Source organism: Bifidobacterium rousetti (assembly GCF_008698235.1).
Classification (GTDB): Bacteria; Actinomycetota; Actinomycetes; order Actinomycetales; family Bifidobacteriaceae; genus Bifidobacterium; species Bifidobacterium rousetti.
Window position 1 is genome coordinate 17,084 of the sequence record NZ_PEBH01000009.1, and the last position, 19,772, is coordinate 36,855.

The following is a 19,772-nucleotide window of genomic DNA, read 5'->3' on the forward strand; positions in this document are numbered from 1 at the left end:
ATAACGTTTTGGGCGAGGTGGGGATAGACGGTCATAGACCTGACGGGCTCGTCAATGAGTATGCTCCCCTTGCACTACCCCTCAGCCCCGCCTCGCGGGCCGGCTCCCCCTGACAAGGGGAGCCGGGAAAAAAGACGCTACACGTCGACGGCCACGCACAGGGCGAACAGGATCGCGAAGAACAGCGTCTGATAGCCGGCCGCGCCCAGGGCCTCGCGGAACCGGTCGTGGTGCACGTCGCGGATCATGCGGACCGGCACGGCAAGCGACGAGATCAGGATGACCATGCCCCACGGCGCCCACAGGATGGTGACCAGCAGCGCGGCGATCAGCTCCTCGACGACCACGACGGCGATGAAGGCGATCCGCGCTCCCCGCTCCCCCAATCGCACGGCCAGCGTGCGTTTGTCGTGCTCCCCGTCCTCCACGATGTCGCGCAGGTTGTTGACCATCAGCAGCGCCACGGCGTTGAGCCCGCAGGCCACCGCGGCGAGCACGCCGAGCAGATCGACGTCCCCGGCGAGCGCGTATTCGGTGCCGAGCGTGGCGACGAGACCGAAGAAGACGAAAACTGATGCCTCACCAAGTCCGGCGTATCCGTATGGATGACTGCCGCCGGTGTAGAACCATCCGGCGATGACGCACAGGGCGCCCACGGCGATGAGCCAATAGTGCTGGGAGAGGACGGAGACCGTAAGTCCGCAGACGCAGGCGAGCGCGGCGGCCACGGCGGCGGCGATCAGCACATGCTTCGGCGGCACTCCGGACGCGACGAGCCGGCGGGGCTTGGGGGTACGGGCGACTCCAAGAGCGGCTGGGGCGGTGGCTGATGCGGTTGCCGCAATTCCAGAGGTTCCGTGGTTTACAGCCGCTGCGGTGGCGGAGTCCCCGTACGACGGCGATTCGTCCACATCGCGCCCTTGGTCGGTGCCGCGGATGCCGTCGGAGTAGTCGTTGGCGAAGTTGACGGCGATCTGGAGGAACAGGGCGACCATGGCGCACAGAATCGCGAGCGGCCAGAACCGGTCGATCAGCGTCGATTGCAGTGTACTGTTCGCGATGCAGCGTTGCGACACCGGATAGATCAAGGAACAGATGCCGAGCTCGGCGATGCGCCGCCATGCGGCCGCAGCGCCGACGATCACCGGGGCGACCGAGGCCGGCAGGGTCTTAGGGCGCGTTCCTTGGAGCCAAAGTCGAAGATCCATGGTTCCCAAGGGTATCAGTGCCCTCGTCAGCGTCGGTTTCTCTCGAGATCATCCCGGTTCTCGAGAAAACCTGACGCTGCCGTATCGTCAGCGACGGTTTTTCTCGGGCAATGGGGCGATTACGAGAGAACCCGTCGCTGGCGCATGGTCAGCGACGGGTTCTCTCGAAGATCGACGGATATCCGGACGGACGTCACCCGGATACTGCCCGGATACTGCCCGGATGCCGTCCGGATGTCAGCCGATGAGCGGCTTGACGAGCGGGAAGGTGATGGTCTCGCGGATCGTGGCGCCGGTCAGGGCGATGAGCAGTCGGTCGATGCCCATGCCCATGCCGCCTGCCGGGGGCATGCCGACGCCGAGGGCCTCGAGGAAGTCCTCGTCGATGTCGCACGCCTCCTCGTCGCCGGCGAGCGCGTCCTTGGCCTGCGCGACGAAGCGTTCGCGCTGCACGACCGGGTCGTTGAGCTCGGAGTAGCCGGTGGCCAGCTCGAAGCCGCGCACGTAGAGGTCCCACTTCTCGACGACGCCGGGCTTGGTGCGATGGCCCTTGACCAGCGGCGAGGTCTCGACCGGGAAGTCGCGCACGAAGGTCGGCTCGTAGAGCTTGTCCTCGTAGAAGTGCTCCCACAGGTGCTCGACGAGCTTGCCGTGGTTCTCGACCTCGTCGCGCTCGACGCCGAGCTTGTCGGCGATCTCGCCCAAGTGCTCGACGGAGGTGCCGGGGTGCTCCGGGCCGCCGTTGGGGATGATCTCCTCACCGAGCGCCTCGGACAGGGAGTCGTACATGCTGATGGTCTTCCACTCGCCGCCGAAGTCGTATTCGGTGCCGTCGAGGAGGGTGACCTTGTGCGAGCCGTAGACGTCCATCGCGGTCTTCTGCACGAGCTCCTTGACGAGCTGGCCGATGGTGTCGTAGGTGCCGTAGGCCTGATACGCCTCGACCATCGTGAACTCGGGGGCGTGGGTGGCGTCGACGCCCTCATTGCGGAAGTCACGGTTGATCTCGAACACGCGGTCGATGCCGCCGACGAGGCAACGCTTGAGGAACAGCTCCGGCGCGATGCGCAGGTAGAGGTCCAGGTCGAACGCGTTCATGTGCGTGGTGAACGGGCGGGCAGCGGCGCCGCCGTGCACGGTCTGCAGCATCGGGGTCTCGACCTCGATGAAGTCGTGGCCCGCGAAGGTGTGGCGCAGCGAGGCGACGGCCTTGGAGCGGTTGCGCACCATGTTGCGGATCTTCTCGTCGGCGATCATGCCGATGTACGGCTTGCGGGTGCGGGTGTCCTCGTTGAGGTCCTTGTGCAGGGCGGGCAGCGGCTGGAGCGCCTTGGAGGCGATGGCCCACTCGGTGGCGAACACGGACAGCTCGCCGGTCTTGGAGGCGATGACGCGGCCCTTCAGGTACAGGTGGTCGCCGAGGTCGACGAGCTGCTTGAACTGCTTCAGGGAGTCGGCGCCGATCTCCTTCTTGGAGATCATGCCCTGGATCCTCGTGCCGTCGCCCGCGGCGAGCTGCACGAAGTTGAGGCCGCCGGCGTTGCGGATGAACAGGACTCGGCCGGCGATGCCGACCATGTCCTCGGTCTCCTGACCGGGCTCGAGCTTGCCGTCGTACTTGGCGCGCACGCCCTCGATGGTGTCGGTGACGTCGAGGTGCACCGGATACGGGTTGATGCCGCTTTCGAGCATCATCGCGCGCTTGGCGACGCGCATCTGCACCTGCTCGGGGTGGGCCAGCGGGCCGAACTCCTTGTTGGAGGGGTCGACGGCCTCGTCCAGCGTGGCGCCGCCCTTGATCTTCTCGCGGATGACCGCGTCCTGCTTGAGCAGCATCTCCGCACGTTCCACGGTGGTCATTGCGGGAACGGCGTTCTCTTCCTCGATTGCTTGGGATTCTTGGGTTTCACACATAAACCCTCAGTGTAGCGATGCCGGGATACACGCCTGCCCTCCCCGCCCCGACAATCCCCGACTGTATGCCGCTGTGTATCGTAACGTGTATCGTAACGCCCTTTCATCGCGGGAAATCATCGGCCGTTTTTCGACGCGACTTTCAGTGCGACAGACCTTTCCGATTCCACAAAACCATTGGAATCACTTGCGACACGCCGTAAACCACTCCGAATTTGCGCGAGCGCGACTTGCATGTAATATAGCGGACGTTGCCAAACGGGCTGTAGCGCAGCTTGGTAGCGCGCTTCGTTCGGGACGAAGAGGCCGCGGGTTCAAATCCCGCCAGCCCGACCTCACGGGGAGGACCATTGGAATTCCAATGGTCCTCCCTTTTTTGTTGCTTGTTTTAGTGTATCGTAAAAGCATGGTGAGAAGGGCTATCGAGACCGGCGCCGTCAGCGTGTTCAAGACCCGGAACGGCAATCATGTGGTATACTGCGCGACCATGTCGCTCGGGTTCGAAGACGGCGACAAGAAAAAGAGGCGGTTCGTCCGGGGATACGGCGACACCGAGGAGCAGGCCAGATCGAGGATGACGGCCAATCTCGCACGGCGACTCACATCGCATACGCCGACCGCACGCAGGAGGAGCTCCCCGACATTGAAGGCGTTCTGCACGACGTGGACACGGCACGTCGAGGCGTCCGGCGTCAATCCGTCGTCACGACTGAAATACCAACGGGATATGGAAAATCATGTCCTCCCCCATATCGGGGACATGCACATGGAGAGCATCACGCCCGACGACATCCTGAACCTGTTCACCAACACCCTGAAGGACACTGGGGCATCGGCCAAATCGCATTCCTTCCGGGAATTGAAACAGCTTTTCATATACGCCGAGAAGACCAAGGTCATCACGTCCAATCCGATGAAGGATCTGCAAAGGCCGAGGACGACCGTCGCGATCTCCGATCAGGAGGACAGGTACATGGACAACTACATGAGCGTCAGACGCGGCCTATGGGCGTGGCTATGGCGCAGGTCATGCCCGTACCGCGACCACCGGGCAATGGTCGGACTGCTCATGCTCGGACTGCGGCGCGAGGAGCTGCTGGGACTGACGTGGGACAGGATAGCCGACCTGGACAATCCCGACAAGGCCACCGTGACCGTCAGTCAGGTGCTGAAAAGGCACGAGACCAATGAGCAGGTCTCCGGCTGGTACATCCGCAAGTCCACCAAGAACAACACCGTTAGGAGCATCCGACTGACCGGAAGATTCCGCACGGCACTGGTGGAGCACCGGGACAGGCATCTGACCGGTACGGCGGGAACGGAATGGCAGAATCTCGTGTTCCCCAATCCCCGCACGGGCAAGGCCTATACATACGCATGGCTGGACAAGACATGGCGGGACATGCTGGACGCGTACTGGCACGCGCACAATCCCAATGTGGAACGGATGCCGGACGATCATTTCTATACCGCCCACGGGAACCGGCATATCCTCGCGTCCATCCTCGCAAGGAACGGCGTCCCCATCGGCACCGCCCAGCAGATTCTCGGCCATTTGGACAAGGCGACCACGATCTATTACACGCACGCGACGAAGGCCGACCATGAGAACGCCATGCACATACTGTCAGGCACCGGCAGGGATGTTCGGGCCAATTTGATGGAATTAATCACGCAGGACTAGATCACAGGAACCCCAATTCAGGAGCCGGATTCTCAATGAATCTGTTCTTGCCGAATACCCAAGGAGCTGGAACATAACAGCCCTTTCCCCACTGTCTCTGATTCCGTTCGGCGTCAAGCATGTTGGAAAGCACGTCGTCATCCGACGCATCGAAAAATTGACGATCATTATCCATATAGGTGATATCCGTGAATCGACGCGCGAAGGAACCAGAATCGTACTGAGTCTTCGAATTGCTGTACAGCTCGGTAATTGGATAATTGCTGATCACCCATACCTCAGTCCATAATGATACCGCATTGCTATACCGACGTGATACATCCACAACAAATTTATCTAAATACGCATTCATGGTCTGCATGGGAATTTGACCTGTAAATTCATCAAAGACCAGGACTTTCTGATTCGTATATCCGTCCATCGGATGAGCATAATCGGTCACATAGCATACGTCATGACGTGCGTAATTATTCAGTACAAAGGTGGACTTACCGACGCCCGGAGCACCATAGAGATAGTGCACGGTGACATCGCGCGTAATTGAATCGGCGTACCTGCTCTTCTGATACGCGGCAAATGTCCTGTCCAGCCAGTCCAACTTGCCATGAGCAAGGATTGCGAGATGGTCATCAAGCAGAATTTCATCAGGCGTCTTCCCATCCACGGTAATCGCCTCGTATAACGTCTCAAGATCGTGCCTCTGCCCCTGTTCGGGAATCGCGTCGAAATCGGCGTCACCGTAAGGACCGAATGGCCCATCTACCCTCGTGTCCTCCTTCGTGACATAATTCGTGCAATCAGACCTACTCGCGTGAGTGTATTTTTTTCTAATATAGCCGGCGTGAATCCCCTGCTCACCCAATGCGGTGCGAATTCCACTAAGTCGAATCGAATTCGGAGCAATAAGGAAAATCTGATAATGTTCTTTTCCCGTCTCCTTGCCCTTCTCTAATTGCCCTACCCATGACCATCCATGTCCAGAAAAGATGTTGTTCAGTATCTCCGGCGATAATTTCGCCTGCACATGATGATGCTCCTCACCGGGCAATGGTTCCTTCGTTTTCTTGTCCAGATCATTCCACTCACACTCCACGTGAATACGGATCATCCATTCCCGCCCAGATGGATTATTCCCCTGAATCGTCTTGAAATTCCCGGTATCAAGTTCCTTCTTCTGGGCATCCGTCAACACCCTCTTTTTTACTGTATCCTTCTCGGTCATATTATCCTCCACTAATTCACTTCCGTTACGGTTATTTTCCCCTGTATACACGCATAAAATCGCAATCCAGCATTCCGGAATTGTCACGAAATCCTGTTACGGTTTTATACACCTGTATACAGGCATACAAATCACATTAAAGATCTGTAACGGAAGTGCCCTTAGGAAAGAAGTCGATTTCCTGCGGAAATCGACCGGACTCACTGCGTGAGTCCGCCTAAGGGCACCCATTCCTCGGGCACCTCGTTCACGGGGCGGCACTGTAAACACGCCGTGGCACCGGCACTGCGTGGGCACCAGCGGCACCTCTCACGCGCACCACTGGCACGCACCACTGGCGCGCACCATGCCCACTGCGCGTGCGCCTGCTCGGCGTCACGCTCCGTGTCCACGTCACTGCGCCCGCGAGCACTGCGCCCGTGGCACTGCGTGGGCACCATCGGCACCTCACGCGCACCGGCACCCTCGGCTATACGCACCATCCCCGCTCCCTCGACCCTCGTCACGGTCAGAACAAGGTCGTCAGAACAAGGTCTTGTTGTCCTGCTCCATCTCATGGTCGATTTGGGCCAATTTCCTATTCGTGCTCAGCTCCCATGAGATCGCCTTGAGCACCAGATCAGCAACAAGTCCAGCAATAAAAATAGCGATTAACGCCCATACCGGTACCGTCACCGAACTCATTAGAAATGCCTTAATACTATTCATAATTACCCTCGCACGTCATCTCTCGACGATCAGTCCTGATGGCTCCGGCCTCAGATACGGCTCGCAAGCTCGCCAATATCGGCCTCTTGGCCCTCCGGCCAGACCTGCACGCCAAGAAAATGCTATATACATAGCCAATGGTCACCGCATCGACGCCATTAGCCACATGCAGAAAGTGTCCGAATCGATCTGCCATCGACCGCCTATTTTTCGGCAGACTACACCGGCGTCCTGCAATTTATGATCACGGAGCATACGACGAATCGTATAATCACCGACACGTGCAATACGAGCGCATTTCGACGCCGACCAAAACTCGGAAATTCTATTATCTTCCATCATTATTCCCCTTCCCCTTCATGATTAGACCTATATAGAGATCATCCAAATTTTCAATTTCGCAATTGCTCTGCGTGTCACTATCGGACGCCCACGGGAGACTCTGAATTTCAGGAGATTCCCACAACAGTCTCGGTGGAATTCCATATGCCAGAGCTATATCCAATAACCTCACGCGCACGTAATTAGTTGGATATTCCATCATTATCACCGCCTACGCCATGTCCAAGAAATCCACATTTGATAGCCTGTGCCCGAATTCGCTCTCTTGATTCAGAGCGTCGGGCAGCAATGCGTCCGGCGACTCTGTCGCGGTCCTCCGCAATTTCTCGGAAAGATCGTGGGCGTTCTTGAGCACCTGCCTTTTCTTGCTGTTTCTGTCTAAATATTTCAAAGTCTCGTCTAAGCTCATTGGATCGTCCTTCTGGACATTGATCGCCACACGATGGATAATCCATCCGAGGACTTTCGACATTGATTGATTCCGTGCCTCGCACGCCGCCTTGAATGCTTCCGCATCTAGACGATCGACATATATTTTCAGCGGTCTCTTTTTTGGTGTCGTCATAATGAATCACCTCATAACGGTAATTGAAAGGCCATTCGGCCATATCCCACGCTATTAAAAGAAGAAAGGCTACGCCCGCGATGACGTAGCCCAAGATGAACACGACCAGCATCATCACCATTCGTGACTCAGCTCGCCCAGCCAATCGGCGTACTGGCCGACCATAGTCGCAACGCGGGTCAGGCCGTCGGCATCCTCATCAAAAATTGTCGGCTTAGTCGCATAATCTGAATACTCAATTTGCGACAAATGGCTCGCGACCTCGCCCAGCTGGTCCGAATACTGTTGTAACATCTGGGCCGCCCCATAAACTTGGTCTTCAAACTGCTCTCTATCCATAATTCATCACCCTCACTTGTTATTAGGTTCGGCAATGCCATCAAATACGAAGCTCAGACCCAGTCGATTATCATTAGTCACATACGGCGTGACAACGACCTCACCAACTGGCCTAATATCAAAGGTCTTCGGCAGTTTATTGTTGGGCAAATGTCTGATCTTAACTGATGAATTGCGAATCTCAACATCGGTAGCCCTGTCGCTCACGGTGACCTCAAGACGATAGGCCGGAGCGCCATCATACAACTTCGGGGCACCGTCACGCATAACCGGGTCAGCAGAGGCCGGGTCAAAAGCGTGCTTCAGATCGAAGCACCAGTTTTTCAGGGCGGTGTTGGCATCCATGTGAATTGCCATTGTCGTGTCCTCGCGCATGGACTTGAACATTCCATAGCGCCATACAGATATACGATCTGTATGTTCTGTACGAGGAAGATATCTGCCAGCAATCGAGGAACGGACTTAGTACGAAATGCAATAATTCTGCGCGTCCACAGGGCATTACATGGTAATCTGCGGTGTCGTAGTAATCATCGGAAAGTGGAAATGTGACGAAGATCACATTTTTTTCTTTGACTGCTGGTGGTGTATCGGAAAGTGTATCGTAAATGCGATGGACAGTCCAAGAATGGCGGAACTCCGCCATTTGATACGAATCCCGCCAGCCCGACAACTGAGGGAACCACAGATAATGAATCGGTGGTTCCCTTTTTTCATGTCCGAACACGATCAGAGGAAGAAACCATGAAGAAGAGTCTCCTGGCGCTGGCCGCGGGCGCGTTCATCCTCGGCGCGGCCGAATTCGTCATGATGGGCATCCTGCCGCAGGCCGCCAAAGCGACCGGCGTGGACATCCCGACTGCAGGCCATTACATCTCCGCGTACGCGATCGGCGTGTGCATCGGCACATTGATCCTCGTGTTCGGCCGCAAGGTGCCGCCGAAGAACCTCATCGTCCTGTTCATGGTGATCGCACTGGTCGGCAACGCGATGAGCGCGCTGTCCGTCAACGCGGCGATGCTCATCGTCGCCCGTTTCATCTCGGGTCTGCCGCACGGCGCGTTCTTCGGCACCGCCACGCTGATCGCCAAGACCCTGGCGGACAAGGGCAAGGAGGCGCAGGCCGTGTCGGTGATGGTCACCGGTCAGACGGTCGCGAACATGCTGGGCGTGCCCGCCGGCACGCTGATGGCCGAATTCATGTCGTGGCGTCTCGCGTTCGGCCTGCTCGCCGCGTGGGCGGGCATGACGATCGTGCTCACGCTCGCGTGGATCCCGTTCGTGCCGCCGGTCAAGGACACCGGCATCCTCGGCCAGTTCCGTTTCCTCAGGCGTCGCGGCCCGTGGGTGATCCTCGCCGCCGTGTTCACCGGCAACGCCGGAGTGTTCTGCTGGTGGAGCTACGTCTCCCCATGGCTGCAGAAGACCGGTGGATGGTCGGCGGGCCTTGTGCCGCTGATGATGATGCTCGCCGGGTTCGGCATGGTCGTGGGCGGCATCATCGGCGGACGCATCACCGACCGGTGGCGTCACGCCGGCACCGCGGCGCTCGGTCAGGCGATCTCCTGCGTGGGCCTGCTCATGGTGCTGCTCGTGCCGGGCAATCATGTGACGACGGCGATCCTCACGTTCTGGATCGCGTTCGGCCTGTTCTTCATCTCCGCGCCGCAGCAGCTGCTCATGACCGAGGCCGGTCAGGGCGGCGGCGAGCTGATCGCGGGCGCGGCCGTGCAGGTCGCGTTCAACTTCGGCAACGCGGTCGGTTCGGTCGTCGGTGGCGCGATGCTCACCTCCTTCGCGATGGACTACCGGTTCACCGGCCTGGGCGGCGTGCCGCTCGCGGTGCTGTCGGTCGGCCTGCTCGCCTTCTACTCGTGGAAGTACGAGGGCGACACCGAGGCGTTCCAGCGTATGCGCGAGATCCATGTGTGATCCGGTGTGATTGCGGGTGACGCAGTTCACAGCCGCCGTCCCATCCTCTCCCGCGACGTCTTCTAGACTGGGGTGATAGACGCTTTTCGACGAAGGAGACGACATGGGTGATGACGCACGGGACGACGCGAAGGACGCATTGGCCGAGCAGCTGCTGTCGGCGTTCGCGGGCGGAACTTCGGACGGCGCGATCGACGACGATGCGGACGCCGGCGAGGACGTGACGGACGCGGAGCAGCCGGCCACGTTCGACACGCAGGAGTTCCTCAAGGGGCTGGACGCGATCTTCGAGGCGCATGACGCCGCCAGCAAGGCGGGCCCGTATCTCCAGCAGGCGATGGTCGACGCGGAGAACGCGGGCGACGATGCGGGTCTGCTGACCGTGCTCAACGAGACGATGGGCTTCTACCGCTCGCAGGGGCGTCACGAGGAGAACCAGTGGATCGTCCAGCGCGCCATCGAACTGGCGCTGCGCATGGGGCTCGAAGGTTCCGAAGCGTGGGCGACGACGCTCATCAACTGCGCGACGGCGATGCGTGCCGCCAAGCACTACGATCAGGCCGAGGACCTGTACAAGCAGGCCCTCGCGTGCGCGGAGAAGAACTTCGATCCGAAGGACCGCAGGCTCGCCGCGCTGCACAACAACCTCTCGATGCTCTACAGCGAAACCGACCGCATCCATCAGGCCGAACTCGAACTGCGCGAGGCGCTGCGCGTGATCGAATCGTCGAGCGTGAACCCGGACGCGGACATCGACGTGGCCTCCTCGCACACGAACCTGGCGCTCGTGCTGCTCCAGGAGGACAAGCTCGAAGGCGCCGACTGGCATGCGTCGAAGGCGCTGGAGATCTACGCAACCGGTCATCTGGAACACTCCGCGCATTACGCGTCGGCACTGGCCGGGCTCGCGCAGGTGCGCTACGCGGAACATCGGTATGCGGACGCGGTCGAGTACTACCGTCGTTCCCTCGCGGTGATCGAGGAGTGCTACGGCACGGACACCGACTACTACCGGATCACCAAGGCGAACCTCGAGCAGGCCGAGGCGAAGGCCGGGGAACAGGCCGGAGCGGACACCACGGATACGGGAGTCGCGACGAAGCCGGCGGATGCGCCGGAGCCGTCGAATGCCACGGTGAACAGGCAGCCCGACGACGGTCCCGAGACCGCGGCAGACTCGGCCGCCACCCAAACCGTTACCGCATCCCCTGCCTCCAGCGCTTCCACATCCTCCCCCGCCATCTCCGGGCTCAAACTCGCGCGCGCGTACTGGGAGGAGATCGGCCGGCCGATGATCCGGGCGAAATACCCCGAATACGCGGATCGCATCGCCGCCGGACTCGTCGGCCACGGATCGGAATGCTACGGGTTCGACGACGCGTACTCGCAGGACCACGATTTCGGCCCGCGCTTCTGCCTGTGGCTCACCGACGAGGACTACGCGGCGATCGGCGAGCGCCTGCAGGCCGACTACGAGGCGTTGCCAGCCGATTTCCGCGGGTTCACACGCGCCGACGCCGCGACCCCGCGCGCGCAGGGCGCGTTCCGCCGCGACGGCGTGTTCCGCATCGGCAGTTTCTTCACGTCGATCACCGGCTACGCCACGGCGCCGGCCGCCGACGCGCCGCACGAGTGGATGCTGCTCGACGAGGCGACGCTGGCCGCCGCGACGAACGGCGAGGTGTTCGCCGACCCGCTGGGCGCGTTCTCGAAGGCGCGTCAGGCGTTCAAGGACATGCCCGACGACGTGAGGCTCGCATTGATCTCGAAGCGACTCGGCATGATCGCGCAGGCGGGACAGTACAATCTGCCGCGCTCGCTCAAACGCGGGGACGGCGACGCCGCGTGGATGTCGGTCCATGAGTTCGTCGACGCCTGTTCGTCGCTGGTGTTCCTCATCAACAAGCCGCTGATCGTCGGCTACGCGCCGTACTACAAGTGGCGGTTCGCGGCGCTCCGCAAGCTGTCCGGCCGGATGTTCACGCTGCTGCCGGACGTGTGCGAGCGGCTGGAGACGGTGATGCGCCTGTCGTCGGCGGCCTGCTACGGTGGCGCCGGATTCGGCGAGGGCGGCAAGGGTTCGGCGCCGGCGGCCGAGCGGATCGAGTCGATCGTCGAGTCGATCGCCCGCGATGTGGTCAAGGAGCTGCGCCGCGAGGGGCTCACGACCTCGGACGAGACGTTCCTCGAATGGCAGCGCCCGTATGTCGAGGAGCATATCGGCTCCGACGCGCCCTGCCTGCACAGCCTGTGATTGCGATTGAGGGAAAGTCCAAGGAAGATCCAAATGACGAGTGAATCATCATCGACGACGGACGAGCTCGACGACCTGCGCGAGCGCATCGTGCGGCACGAATGGGACCAGTTCCAGCGCACGAACAACGAGGGCGGCCGGGCCGCGTGCCAGGGCAACTGGCCGGTGTTCCACCAGATGCGTCTCGCGCAGTTCCTCACTTGGGACGCACCGCTGCTGGAAAGCTACGCGCGGGATCTGGACGAGGCGGACCGCGTGGGACGCAACCTCGTCACCGAAAAGTACGGGCGCATGATGGCCTCGACCGCGCCGGACGAGTTCGCGCGGACCATCGAACCGTACATCCCCCGGCTTGCCGACGATCGGATCGCACGTCAGGAACGGGTGATCGCGACGCAGGTCGGTTGGGCGCGCGACTTCCGCGGACGCTGGCCGAGGCTCGGGGTCGCGATGCGCGTGCTCACGACCGCGGAGGACACGCCCGAGGCCACGTCGTTCGAAACGTATCTGCGCGGCGAACTCGGCACGTATTCGGATGCGACGTTCGCGCTGTACGAGGCGATGATCGCCGAGCGTGCGGCGGCGGACGCGGGTGCGGCGGCGGGGCGCAACATCACCGAGGAGACGATTCTCCATACGGTGCGGTTGGGCGGTTTCGCGGGGCTCGAGGAGGCGGAGGCGGCGCAATAGGATTAAAGCGAGAACAGGCCCCAGAAGGCGAGGATGGTCAGGGCCAGCAGCAGGCCGGCGAGGACGAGCAGCGCCATCAGCCAGTGCCAGCGACCGAGGACCCACGAGGAGCGGGTGCGTCGCGCCGCGGGGTACAGGCCGTGGGTGATGTACGCGCGACGCACCCGCCACGAGTGCCACAGCCAGGTGATCAGCCACGCCGTGAGGACCGCGAGCGCCACGGACGCGACACGAAGCCCCATGAACCCGAGCGCCATGACCCGTGGATTTCGCCATTCGTACAGCGCGGCCACGCCCACGTAGGACAGGTATCCGCCGAGCGCGGCGAGGAGCAGCGTCGCGAACGTACCGCCCGCGAGAAGCAGCGTCTTCAGCCCGCGAGAATAGCCTACGTCCCGCGCGAAGCTGCGGCTGGTGCCGGGCCACGAATCAAGGGCTCGACCATGCTTGCCGACGACGGGGAACCGTCCAAGGCCGGTGCCGTTGCCGGCCGAGGAGGCGAGCCTGCGGCGGCGCATCGCCTCGGCGGCGAGGAAGAACACTCCCCCGACCACGGCGAGCGCGAAGCACAGGAACGGCGCGGCCATCAGCCCGACGAGCACGCCCAGCGAGCCGATGATGCCGGATCGCGTGGTGCTGGGCGCGGCGTAGCGCTGGTCAGGCGTCACGCCGGCCACCTGCGGGGTCGCCCAGCCGTCCGCGTCCGCGCCGGCGATGGCGACGCCGTTGACCCAGTCGGACAGCGTCTTCGTGTAGCCGTCGGCCAGTGGCAGTCCGGGTGAGAACAGTCCCCTGCCGGCGCGCATCTGGTGGTTGGCGGCGAAGTAGCGGACGGTCACGTTGCGGTTGCCGTGTCGGGCGGCCTCGTCGATGATGGTCGACGCGCCCTGTTCGATCGGCATCGCGGTGTCGTATACGCCGTAGTTGACGAGCAGCGGCATCGTGAGCCCGTCGAACGTGGATTCGGCGTCGAAGTCCGCGTATCGCAGGTCGAACGGTGCGAAGTCGAGGGAGATGAGTTTGGCGACGTCGCGGACCACGGGGTCGGGCGCGCCGGCCTCGTGCATGGTGGTGCTCAGCGCCATCGCCATCTGCTCGCGCCCCTTGAACACGGGGGCTGAGGAGAGGATGGAGAACGCGATGTCGCGGCGCTGCTTCGCCATGAGCATCGAGATCCATGTGCCTTCTGATTCGGCGTAGATGCCGGTGTGCGCCGGGTCGACGCCGGGGATCATCCTCATCAGGTCGAAGGCCGTGGAGTAGTCGCGGGCGAAGCGCGGGTAGTCGCGGTGCAGCGGCGTGTAGTCGTCGGTGCGCTTGGCCGGGACCAGGGTGACGATGCCGGCGGAGCTCATCGCGTTGGCGATGTCGCCGAAGTCCTCGTCGCTGCCGGTGCCGGAGCCGTGCACGAACAGGCACGCGGGGCGGCTGCCGGGGGCGTCGACCGGTTCGCGCAGCACGGCGGGCACGGTGGCGCCGTCGTCGAGTCGGATGGTGATGTCGCGTTCGCGGGTCCGGTACGCGCCTTCGTGCGGGATCGTCGCGGATGTCCGGGCCGATGCGGACGTCGTGGGTTTCGCGGTGACGGTCGTATCGGGCGAGACGACTTGGATGTGGTCGCGGTAGGGCGCGACGCGCCACGCGGGCATCATCAGTTGGCCGAGAACGGCGAAAACGGCGAGGAGAACGACGGCGGCCGCGACCACCGAAAACGTTCTCCTTACCGTTCGCATCATGGTTCCCTACTGTAGGCGCGTCACGTCCGCCGCGTGGCGTCCTGTGGACATATGTCGCGTGAATTCATCGTGTCTATTCGCGGTCCGCGTCCGATGCCGGCTTGCGACCGTCCGGTTTGCGGTTCGTTGCCTTGCGGTTCGAGACCGCCTTGGCGATGGACCAGATCAGGGCGATGACCAGCAGGATCGCGCCGACCGAGGCGAACAGGATGGCGGTCGCCGTCTGCGGGGTCAGGTCGTAGAGCCACGCGCCGATCAGCGTCGGATTGAGGCCGGCGAACAGGCCGATCACGCCGATCAGGAGCACGATCAGGCCGAACACGACGGTCGGCTTGCTGGCGCCCTTGGGGGGCTCGAGGGCCGTGGCCGGTGTGGCCGCCGAGGCGGCCGTCGGGACTGCCGTGGCAAGTGGCGGAATCGGCGTGGACGGGGCTGACGCTTCGCGTTGCGGGGCCGGGGTCGGCATCGGGGTTGGTGCCGGGGCGGCCAGCGGGATCGCGTCGGACAGCGGCACGTCGAGCGGAATCGGGCCGACGGCTCCCACGACCGGAGCCGGTTCGGGGGCGACGGCCTCGGTCGGCTCGACGTCAGCGGAATCCGGCAAGTCCGCCGGAGCCGCGGCATCCACGGAGTCGGCGGGCGCAGATTCCCCGGAGTCATCCGCCGTATCCGCGAAATCGTCGATTGTGGACGGGATCTGGCTGAGCGCCTGCGTGGACTGCTCGTCCTCGACGGCTTGCGAGCGCACCGCGACCGTCGGTTCCATCACCTCGGTGTCGGCGGATGCGGCCGCCGCCGCGGACTGCGCCGCCACCGGTGTCGGCAGGACGGTCGTGTCGGCCGGTTCGACCGGGTCCGGGACGGGCAGGACGGTCGTCTTCTCGTCGCCCGCATCGTCGTGCAGGGGCAGGACCTTGGTGGTGTCGTCACTCATTGCTGGCCTCCTTGTCGGCCTTGTCGGCGGTGGACGGCCCGGACCGGCCGGTCTCCACGTCGTAGTGATGTTGGGTGGTGCCGTCGATCGAACCCCAGTCGTCGTTCTTCACATGTGATTTGACGAAGTCGGTGTAGGACGGCAGGGTGCTGTCGGAGACGTATTTGACCGTGACCTTGCCGGCGTTGCCCTCCAGGAAATTGATCTGGAACGAGACATCGTCCTCGACATCGCCGTTGCTGTACCAGTCGTACCGGTAGGCGGCGCCGTCCCATTGGGACCAATCCGCTCCGGGGATGCCCATGACCGCGTTGCCGTACCGTACGACCGTTCCCGGCCCGCCGATCGCCGAGGCCCCGCTGTCCATCCCACGATCGCGGCCGAAACTGTACGGGCATCCGTCGGGCAGGGTGACCTGCACGTTCGCGTTGGTGACGATCAGGTTGATCTGGCCGGCGGGGCATCCGTCCACGTACCGGTTCCGGTCCCCGTCGGCGTGGTACCAGCGGTTGAACTGGCTCAGGTCGATGTTGGCCGTGGAGTCGAAGTAATAGTCGCCGCTGAACCACACGCCTTTTTTGAGCCGGTCATACGTCTCGGGGCTCGCGTCGGACACCCAGTAGTTGCGGCTGTTGTGCACGTCCTGCAGCTGGATCATGTCGTCCGCGTTGGAGGAGCTGTGATTGCCGCCCAACGAGACCTCCGCGTACTTGCCGGTGTTGGCGGAGGATGAGATCCCGTTGACCACGTAGCCGTAGCCGATGTTGGCGATGACCACGGCGCACGCGGTGATCCCCGCGAGGACCGTGATCGGGATCAAGCCTCCCGAACGTCGTCCGGCCGCGCCGAGGGCGAGCAGGACAAGGCCCAGCAGGATGCACACGCCGGAGATCCACACCGTCGACTGGGTGAGCACCTCCTCGACGGAGCCGTATCGGGTCATGCCTGCGCCGGTGCGAATCATCACGACGGCCGCGGAGACGAGGATCAGGCCCAGCACCGTCAGGACGATGAGCGGGCCGGCCGGCTTGCGACGGGGTCGGCGTGGGGTCGGTGGCGTCTGCGGCCGCGTCGATGCGACGACCGGGGACGCCGGGGCCGACGACCGCGAGCCGTAGGGGGTTCCGGAGACCGGCGCGTACGGGGCACGGGCGCCGGCCGGGGCGGCTGCCGGACCGGACACCGGCCCCGCCGTGGCGCCGCCCTGCCACAGCGGCGGGTTGGCGGCATTGGGGTACACGCCCGGCTGGGGCTGGGTGCCGGGAGTCGGGCCGGCAAACGGATTCGGGTTCGGGCCTTGCGACGCAGGGCCGGAGGCTTGCGGGCCGAAACCACCGTTCGCGCCGTTGCCGCCGACCGGACCGTTGTACGGACCGCCGCTAGGACCACCATTCGGCCTACCGTACGGACCACCACCATTCGGGCCACCGTACGGCCCGTTCCAGCCGCCCGGAGTCCCGGCCTGGCCATTCGGACCGTTATTCCCGTTCCTGCCACCGCCCGATCGCGCGCCGAAGCCGTAGCCGTGCTGCTGTCGCACGCTGCTCTGGCAGATCGCCCACAGCACGACGGCCGCCGCGACGATCGCGGCCCAGCCTGCACCGGGGATGATCAGGGCGACCGCGAACACGACGATCACGCCGATGCAGATCCAGTCCCACTGTCCGGCGATCACGTCCTCGGCGAGGATGCGGCCGTCACGTGAGTCGGGAAGCAGCGCCCATGCGAGGGCGTAGAGGGCCGCGCCGAACCCGAACAGCAGGGTCGAGGCGAGCAGCAGCGCGCGGGTCAGTGTCGGGTTCCATCCGAGGCGCACGGCCAGTCCGCTGCATACGCCGCCGATCCAGCGGTCGTCGCCGCGCATCACGCCGGTGGAGCGTATCCAGGAGAAGAAGCGTTCCTTGGGATTCTTGTTGTCGTTCATGCCTCCATTACATCAGCCGGCCGCTTGCACAGCCGTCCGGGAACACCCTGATTCTTCCCTGAACGCGGGCTTGAACCCCTTGGAAGCCGCCCTGAATCGGGCACAATGGGAGCATGACCTCACTTCCGACCCCATCCCCGGCCACGTACGGCGAAGCATACGGCGGATCGTACGGCGCGAACGCCGCGTACGCCCGCGCGCGCCCGCAGCTGCCTCCGATGCTGCCCGCGCAACTGCCGCTGATGCGACCGAAGCGCGGCCGCATATTGACCGGCGCATGCCGGGGCATCGCACTGCATCTGGGCGTATCCGTGGGGTGGGTCCGGCTCGCGTTCATCGCGATGACGCTCCTGTTCGGCGCCGGGATCGTGGCCTACCTGTTCCTGTGGATGTTCGTGCCGGTGGGCGATCCGGTCGCGGCCGCCGCGGCTCGGTCGCAGTCGGCCCCGACATCGGACGCACCGCTCGCGCGCGGCAATCGGAACGTGCGCACCGGCAGGACGCGGGACCAGTCGCGTGCGGAAACGGCGTCGGGCACGGCCGAGACGGTGACGGAGGCGTTCAAACGCGCCCCCAAGCCGGCCCTGCTCGCGCTCGCGGGACTGACGCTCATCGCATTGAGTCTCGTGCTCGGCGTGACGAACCACGGCGAGCTCATCCCGACGGCGCTGCTCGCCGCGGCGGGACTGCTCGTGGCGTGGTCGCGGTTCGACGCGAGGACCGGCCAGCTGCCGACAATGGTCGGCGGCATCATCCTCATCTTCCTGTCCTACGTGACGTACGTGATGAACGTGATGTATTCGGGGATGCTGTCGTATCCGAAGCGGATCATCCTCGCCGGCTTCCTCATGCTCGTCGGCGTGGCGCTGGCGATCCTGCCATGGGCCAACGCGATGCTGCGGTCGTTGACCGCCGAACGTGCGTCGAAGGAACGCGAGGAGGAGCGCGCCGACATGACCGCGCACCTGCATGACGGCGTATTGCAGACGCTGGCGCTGATCCAGCTGCACAGCACCGAGCCGGACACCGTGTTCACGCTAGCGCGCGGTCAGGAGCGCGAACTGCGCGAATGGCTGTATCAGACGCGCGTCACGTCCGACCGGTCGGTCGGCGCGGGATTGAAGGAGATCGCGGCGCATGTCGAGGACGAGCACGGCAGGCCGATCGAGGTGGTGACGGTGGGCGACGCGCGACCGAGCGCCGCGACCGACGCGCTGCTCGACGCGACGCAGCAGGCGCTGGTCAACGCGGTCACGCACGGCGGCGAGCCAGTGTCGGTCTACTGCGAGGCGGGGCCGACGCTGGTCGAGGTGTTCGTGCGCGATCACGGCGACGGATTCGATATGGACGCGATTCCGCCGGACCGGCTCGGCATCCGCGAATCGATCATCGGGCGCATCCGCCGCCGCGGCGGTAGAGTGGAGATCGTGTCGAGGCACGGCTGGGGCACCGAGGTGCGCATGCACATGCCGATCAGGGCGGATGGCAGGTCGCAGGCAGACACAATGCAAGGCAAGGAGCGAAGTGATGAACGCACAGAACCCGACGGACACGACGAGTGAGACCGGAGTCGACAAGCCCGGCATCGACAGACCGATCCGAGTGGCGGTGGTCGACGACCATGAGATGTTCCGCGCGGGCGTGATCGCGACGCTCTCGTCGACGTTCGACATCGTCGGCCAGGGCGCCGACGTGGACGGGTCGATCGCGATGATCGCCGCGACGAAGCCCGATGTGGTGCTGCTCGACGTGCATGTGCCCGGCGGCATGGGTGGCGGCGGTACGGAGATCCTCATCAAATCGCATCCGCTCTCCCCCGCCTCCGCGTTCCTCGCGCTGTCCGTGTCGGATTCGCCGCAGGACGTGGGGTCGGTGATCCGCGCCGGCGCGCGCGGCTACGTGACCAAGACGATCACGGGCGGGGATCTGATCTCCTCGATCAAGCAGGTGCATGAGGGGTATGCGGTGTTCTCGCCGAAACTGGCCGGGTTCGTGCTGTCCGCGTTCCAGGGCGGAGCGGAGACCGGCGGGGCCGGCGGGTTCGACGGCGGTTTGGGCGGCGGCTTCGGGGCCGGTCTCGGCGCACCTGACCACGACGAGGAGCTCGACCGCCTGTCGGCCCGCGAACAGGAGGTGATGCGGCTGATCGCACGCGGCTACACGTACAAGGAGGTCGCCGCCGAACTGTTCATCTCGATCAAGACCGTCGAGACGCACATGAGCTCGGTGCTACGCAAGCTGCAGCTGTCCAACCGCACCGAACTGACCCGCTGGGCCGCCGACCGCCGGATCGTGTGATCGTACATCGTGTGATCGTACG

General features: G+C 63.4%; 16 protein-coding genes and 1 tRNA gene. 7 read left to right on the forward strand and 10 right to left on the reverse strand.

What is annotated here, in order from left to right; genetic code table 11:
- Nucleotides 1–137: 137 nt before the first annotated feature.
- Both menA and lysS read right to left on the reverse strand, forming a co-directional pair.
- The gene (menA, locus tag CSQ85_RS09485) at nucleotides 138–1,208 is read right to left on the reverse strand and encodes a 1,4-dihydroxy-2-naphthoate octaprenyltransferase (protein WP_150383871.1); all 1,071 of its coding nucleotides are present in this window, start codon (nucleotides 1,206–1,208) and stop codon (nucleotides 138–140) included.
- Nucleotides 1,209–1,445: 237 nt separating this feature from the next.
- Nucleotides 1,446–3,122: a lysine--tRNA ligase gene (gene lysS / locus CSQ85_RS09490; RefSeq protein WP_150383872.1), complete on the reverse strand. Its 1,677-nt coding sequence runs from the start codon at nucleotides 3,120–3,122 to the stop codon at nucleotides 1,446–1,448.
- A 259-nt stretch (nucleotides 3,123–3,381) separates the two neighbouring features.
- On the opposite strand from lysS, the gene CSQ85_RS09495 reads away from it, so the two are divergent.
- A tRNA-Pro gene (locus CSQ85_RS09495) sits at nucleotides 3,382–3,455 on the forward strand.
- 73 nt (nucleotides 3,456–3,528) lie between these two features.
- Entirely contained in the window at nucleotides 3,529–4,806 is a 1,278-nt protein-coding gene (locus CSQ85_RS09500) for a tyrosine-type recombinase/integrase (protein ID WP_190972997.1), read from the forward strand.
- Between the two features lies 1 nt (nucleotide 4,807).
- Here the strand turns inward: CSQ85_RS09500 and CSQ85_RS09505 are convergent, their stop codons facing one another.
- From CSQ85_RS09505 to CSQ85_RS09520, 5 genes are all read right to left on the reverse strand, one after another.
- Nucleotides 4,808–6,028 carry a P-loop NTPase family protein gene (locus CSQ85_RS09505; protein WP_150383874.1) on the reverse strand — a complete coding sequence of 407 codons (1,221 nt, stop codon included), beginning with the start codon at nucleotides 6,026–6,028 and terminating at the stop codon, nucleotides 4,808–4,810.
- A 522-nt stretch (nucleotides 6,029–6,550) separates the two neighbouring features.
- Complete coding sequence (locus tag CSQ85_RS13175; protein WP_190972998.1) at nucleotides 6,551–6,712, reverse strand: hypothetical protein; 162 nt, start codon at nucleotides 6,710–6,712, stop codon at nucleotides 6,551–6,553.
- Between the two features lie 577 nt (nucleotides 6,713–7,289).
- Nucleotides 7,290–7,643 (reverse strand): hypothetical protein, encoded by a 354-nt coding sequence (locus tag CSQ85_RS09510; RefSeq protein ID WP_150383875.1) that lies wholly within the window; start codon nucleotides 7,641–7,643, stop codon nucleotides 7,290–7,292.
- A 114-nt stretch (nucleotides 7,644–7,757) separates the two neighbouring features.
- Nucleotides 7,758–7,982, reverse strand: a complete 225-nt coding sequence (locus tag CSQ85_RS09515; RefSeq protein WP_150383876.1) for a hypothetical protein — start codon at nucleotides 7,980–7,982, stop codon at nucleotides 7,758–7,760.
- Nucleotides 7,983–7,994: 12 nt separating this feature from the next.
- Nucleotides 7,995–8,357, reverse strand: coding sequence for a hypothetical protein (locus CSQ85_RS09520; protein ID WP_150383877.1), 363 nt, complete (start codon nucleotides 8,355–8,357; stop codon nucleotides 7,995–7,997).
- Between the two features lie 369 nt (nucleotides 8,358–8,726).
- Between CSQ85_RS09520 and CSQ85_RS09525 the strand changes: the two genes are divergently transcribed.
- The 3 genes from CSQ85_RS09525 to CSQ85_RS09535 all read left to right on the forward strand — a co-directional run bounded on the left by CSQ85_RS09525 (nucleotide 8,727) and on the right by CSQ85_RS09535 (nucleotide 12,858).
- Entirely contained in the window at nucleotides 8,727–9,914 is a 1,188-nt protein-coding gene (locus CSQ85_RS09525) for an MFS transporter (RefSeq protein WP_150383878.1), read from the forward strand.
- 103 nt (nucleotides 9,915–10,017) lie between these two features.
- Entirely contained in the window at nucleotides 10,018–12,168 is a 2,151-nt protein-coding gene (locus CSQ85_RS09530; RefSeq protein WP_150383879.1) for a DUF4037 domain-containing protein, read from the forward strand.
- 33 nt (nucleotides 12,169–12,201) lie between these two features.
- The gene (locus CSQ85_RS09535) at nucleotides 12,202–12,858 is read left to right on the forward strand and encodes a DUF4125 family protein (RefSeq protein ID WP_150383880.1); all 657 of its coding nucleotides are present in this window, start codon (nucleotides 12,202–12,204) and stop codon (nucleotides 12,856–12,858) included.
- Nucleotides 12,859–12,860: 2 nt separating this feature from the next.
- Here the strand turns inward: CSQ85_RS09535 and CSQ85_RS09540 are convergent, their stop codons facing one another.
- The 3 genes from CSQ85_RS09540 to CSQ85_RS13430 all read right to left on the reverse strand — a co-directional run bounded on the left by CSQ85_RS09540 (nucleotide 12,861) and on the right by CSQ85_RS13430 (nucleotide 17,452).
- The gene (locus CSQ85_RS09540) at nucleotides 12,861–14,594 is read right to left on the reverse strand and encodes an alpha/beta hydrolase (protein ID WP_150383881.1); all 1,734 of its coding nucleotides are present in this window, start codon (nucleotides 14,592–14,594) and stop codon (nucleotides 12,861–12,863) included.
- A gap of 73 nt (nucleotides 14,595–14,667) precedes the next feature.
- Nucleotides 14,668–15,528, reverse strand: coding sequence for an MntP/YtaF family protein (locus tag CSQ85_RS09545; protein WP_150383882.1), 861 nt, complete (start codon nucleotides 15,526–15,528; stop codon nucleotides 14,668–14,670).
- Nucleotides 15,521–17,452, reverse strand: a complete 1,932-nt coding sequence (locus tag CSQ85_RS13430) for a PspC domain-containing protein (protein WP_223846929.1) — start codon at nucleotides 17,450–17,452, stop codon at nucleotides 15,521–15,523. Before CSQ85_RS13430 ends, CSQ85_RS09545 begins: the two co-directional genes overlap by 8 nt.
- A gap of 218 nt (nucleotides 17,453–17,670) precedes the next feature.
- Here CSQ85_RS13430 and CSQ85_RS09555 point away from each other — a divergent pair, with 218 nt between their 5' ends.
- Complete coding sequence (locus CSQ85_RS09555) at nucleotides 17,671–19,014, forward strand: ATP-binding protein (protein WP_223846935.1); 1,344 nt, start codon at nucleotides 17,671–17,673, stop codon at nucleotides 19,012–19,014.
- Nucleotides 19,015–19,078: 64 nt separating this feature from the next.
- Nucleotides 19,079–19,750, forward strand: a complete 672-nt coding sequence (locus CSQ85_RS09560; RefSeq protein WP_395956773.1) for a LuxR C-terminal-related transcriptional regulator — start codon at nucleotides 19,079–19,081, stop codon at nucleotides 19,748–19,750.
- The last annotated feature ends 22 nt before the right edge of the window (nucleotides 19,751–19,772 follow it).

Coding starts and splice junctions, on each gene's coding strand:
- menA (WP_150383871.1), bottom strand. CDS start 1,208: ATGGATCTTCGACTTTGGCTCCAAGGAACGCGCCCTAAGACCCTGCCG.
- lysS (WP_150383872.1), bottom strand. CDS start 3,122: ATGTGTGAAACCCAAGAATCCCAAGCAATCGAGGAAGAGAACGCCGTT.
- CSQ85_RS09500 (WP_190972997.1), top strand. CDS start 3,529: ATGGTGAGAAGGGCTATCGAGACCGGCGCCGTCAGCGTGTTCAAGACC.
- CSQ85_RS09505 (WP_150383874.1), bottom strand. CDS start 6,028: ATGACCGAGAAGGATACAGTAAAAAAGAGGGTGTTGACGGATGCCCAG.
- CSQ85_RS13175 (WP_190972998.1), bottom strand. CDS start 6,712: ATGAGTTCGGTGACGGTACCGGTATGGGCGTTAATCGCTATTTTTATT.
- CSQ85_RS09510 (WP_150383875.1), bottom strand. CDS start 7,643: ATGACGACACCAAAAAAGAGACCGCTGAAAATATATGTCGATCGTCTA.
- CSQ85_RS09515 (WP_150383876.1), bottom strand. CDS start 7,982: ATGGATAGAGAGCAGTTTGAAGACCAAGTTTATGGGGCGGCCCAGATG.
- CSQ85_RS09520 (WP_150383877.1), bottom strand. CDS start 8,357: ATGCGCGAGGACACGACAATGGCAATTCACATGGATGCCAACACCGCC.
- CSQ85_RS09525 (WP_150383878.1), top strand. CDS start 8,727: ATGAAGAAGAGTCTCCTGGCGCTGGCCGCGGGCGCGTTCATCCTCGGC.
- CSQ85_RS09530 (WP_150383879.1), top strand. CDS start 10,018: ATGGGTGATGACGCACGGGACGACGCGAAGGACGCATTGGCCGAGCAG.
- CSQ85_RS09535 (WP_150383880.1), top strand. CDS start 12,202: ATGACGAGTGAATCATCATCGACGACGGACGAGCTCGACGACCTGCGC.
- CSQ85_RS09540 (WP_150383881.1), bottom strand. CDS start 14,594: ATGATGCGAACGGTAAGGAGAACGTTTTCGGTGGTCGCGGCCGCCGTC.
- CSQ85_RS09545 (WP_150383882.1), bottom strand. CDS start 15,528: ATGAGTGACGACACCACCAAGGTCCTGCCCCTGCACGACGATGCGGGC.
- CSQ85_RS13430 (WP_223846929.1), bottom strand. CDS start 17,452: ATGAACGACAACAAGAATCCCAAGGAACGCTTCTTCTCCTGGATACGC.
- CSQ85_RS09555 (WP_223846935.1), top strand. CDS start 17,671: ATGCTGCCCGCGCAACTGCCGCTGATGCGACCGAAGCGCGGCCGCATA.
- CSQ85_RS09560 (WP_395956773.1), top strand. CDS start 19,079: ATGTTCCGCGCGGGCGTGATCGCGACGCTCTCGTCGACGTTCGACATC.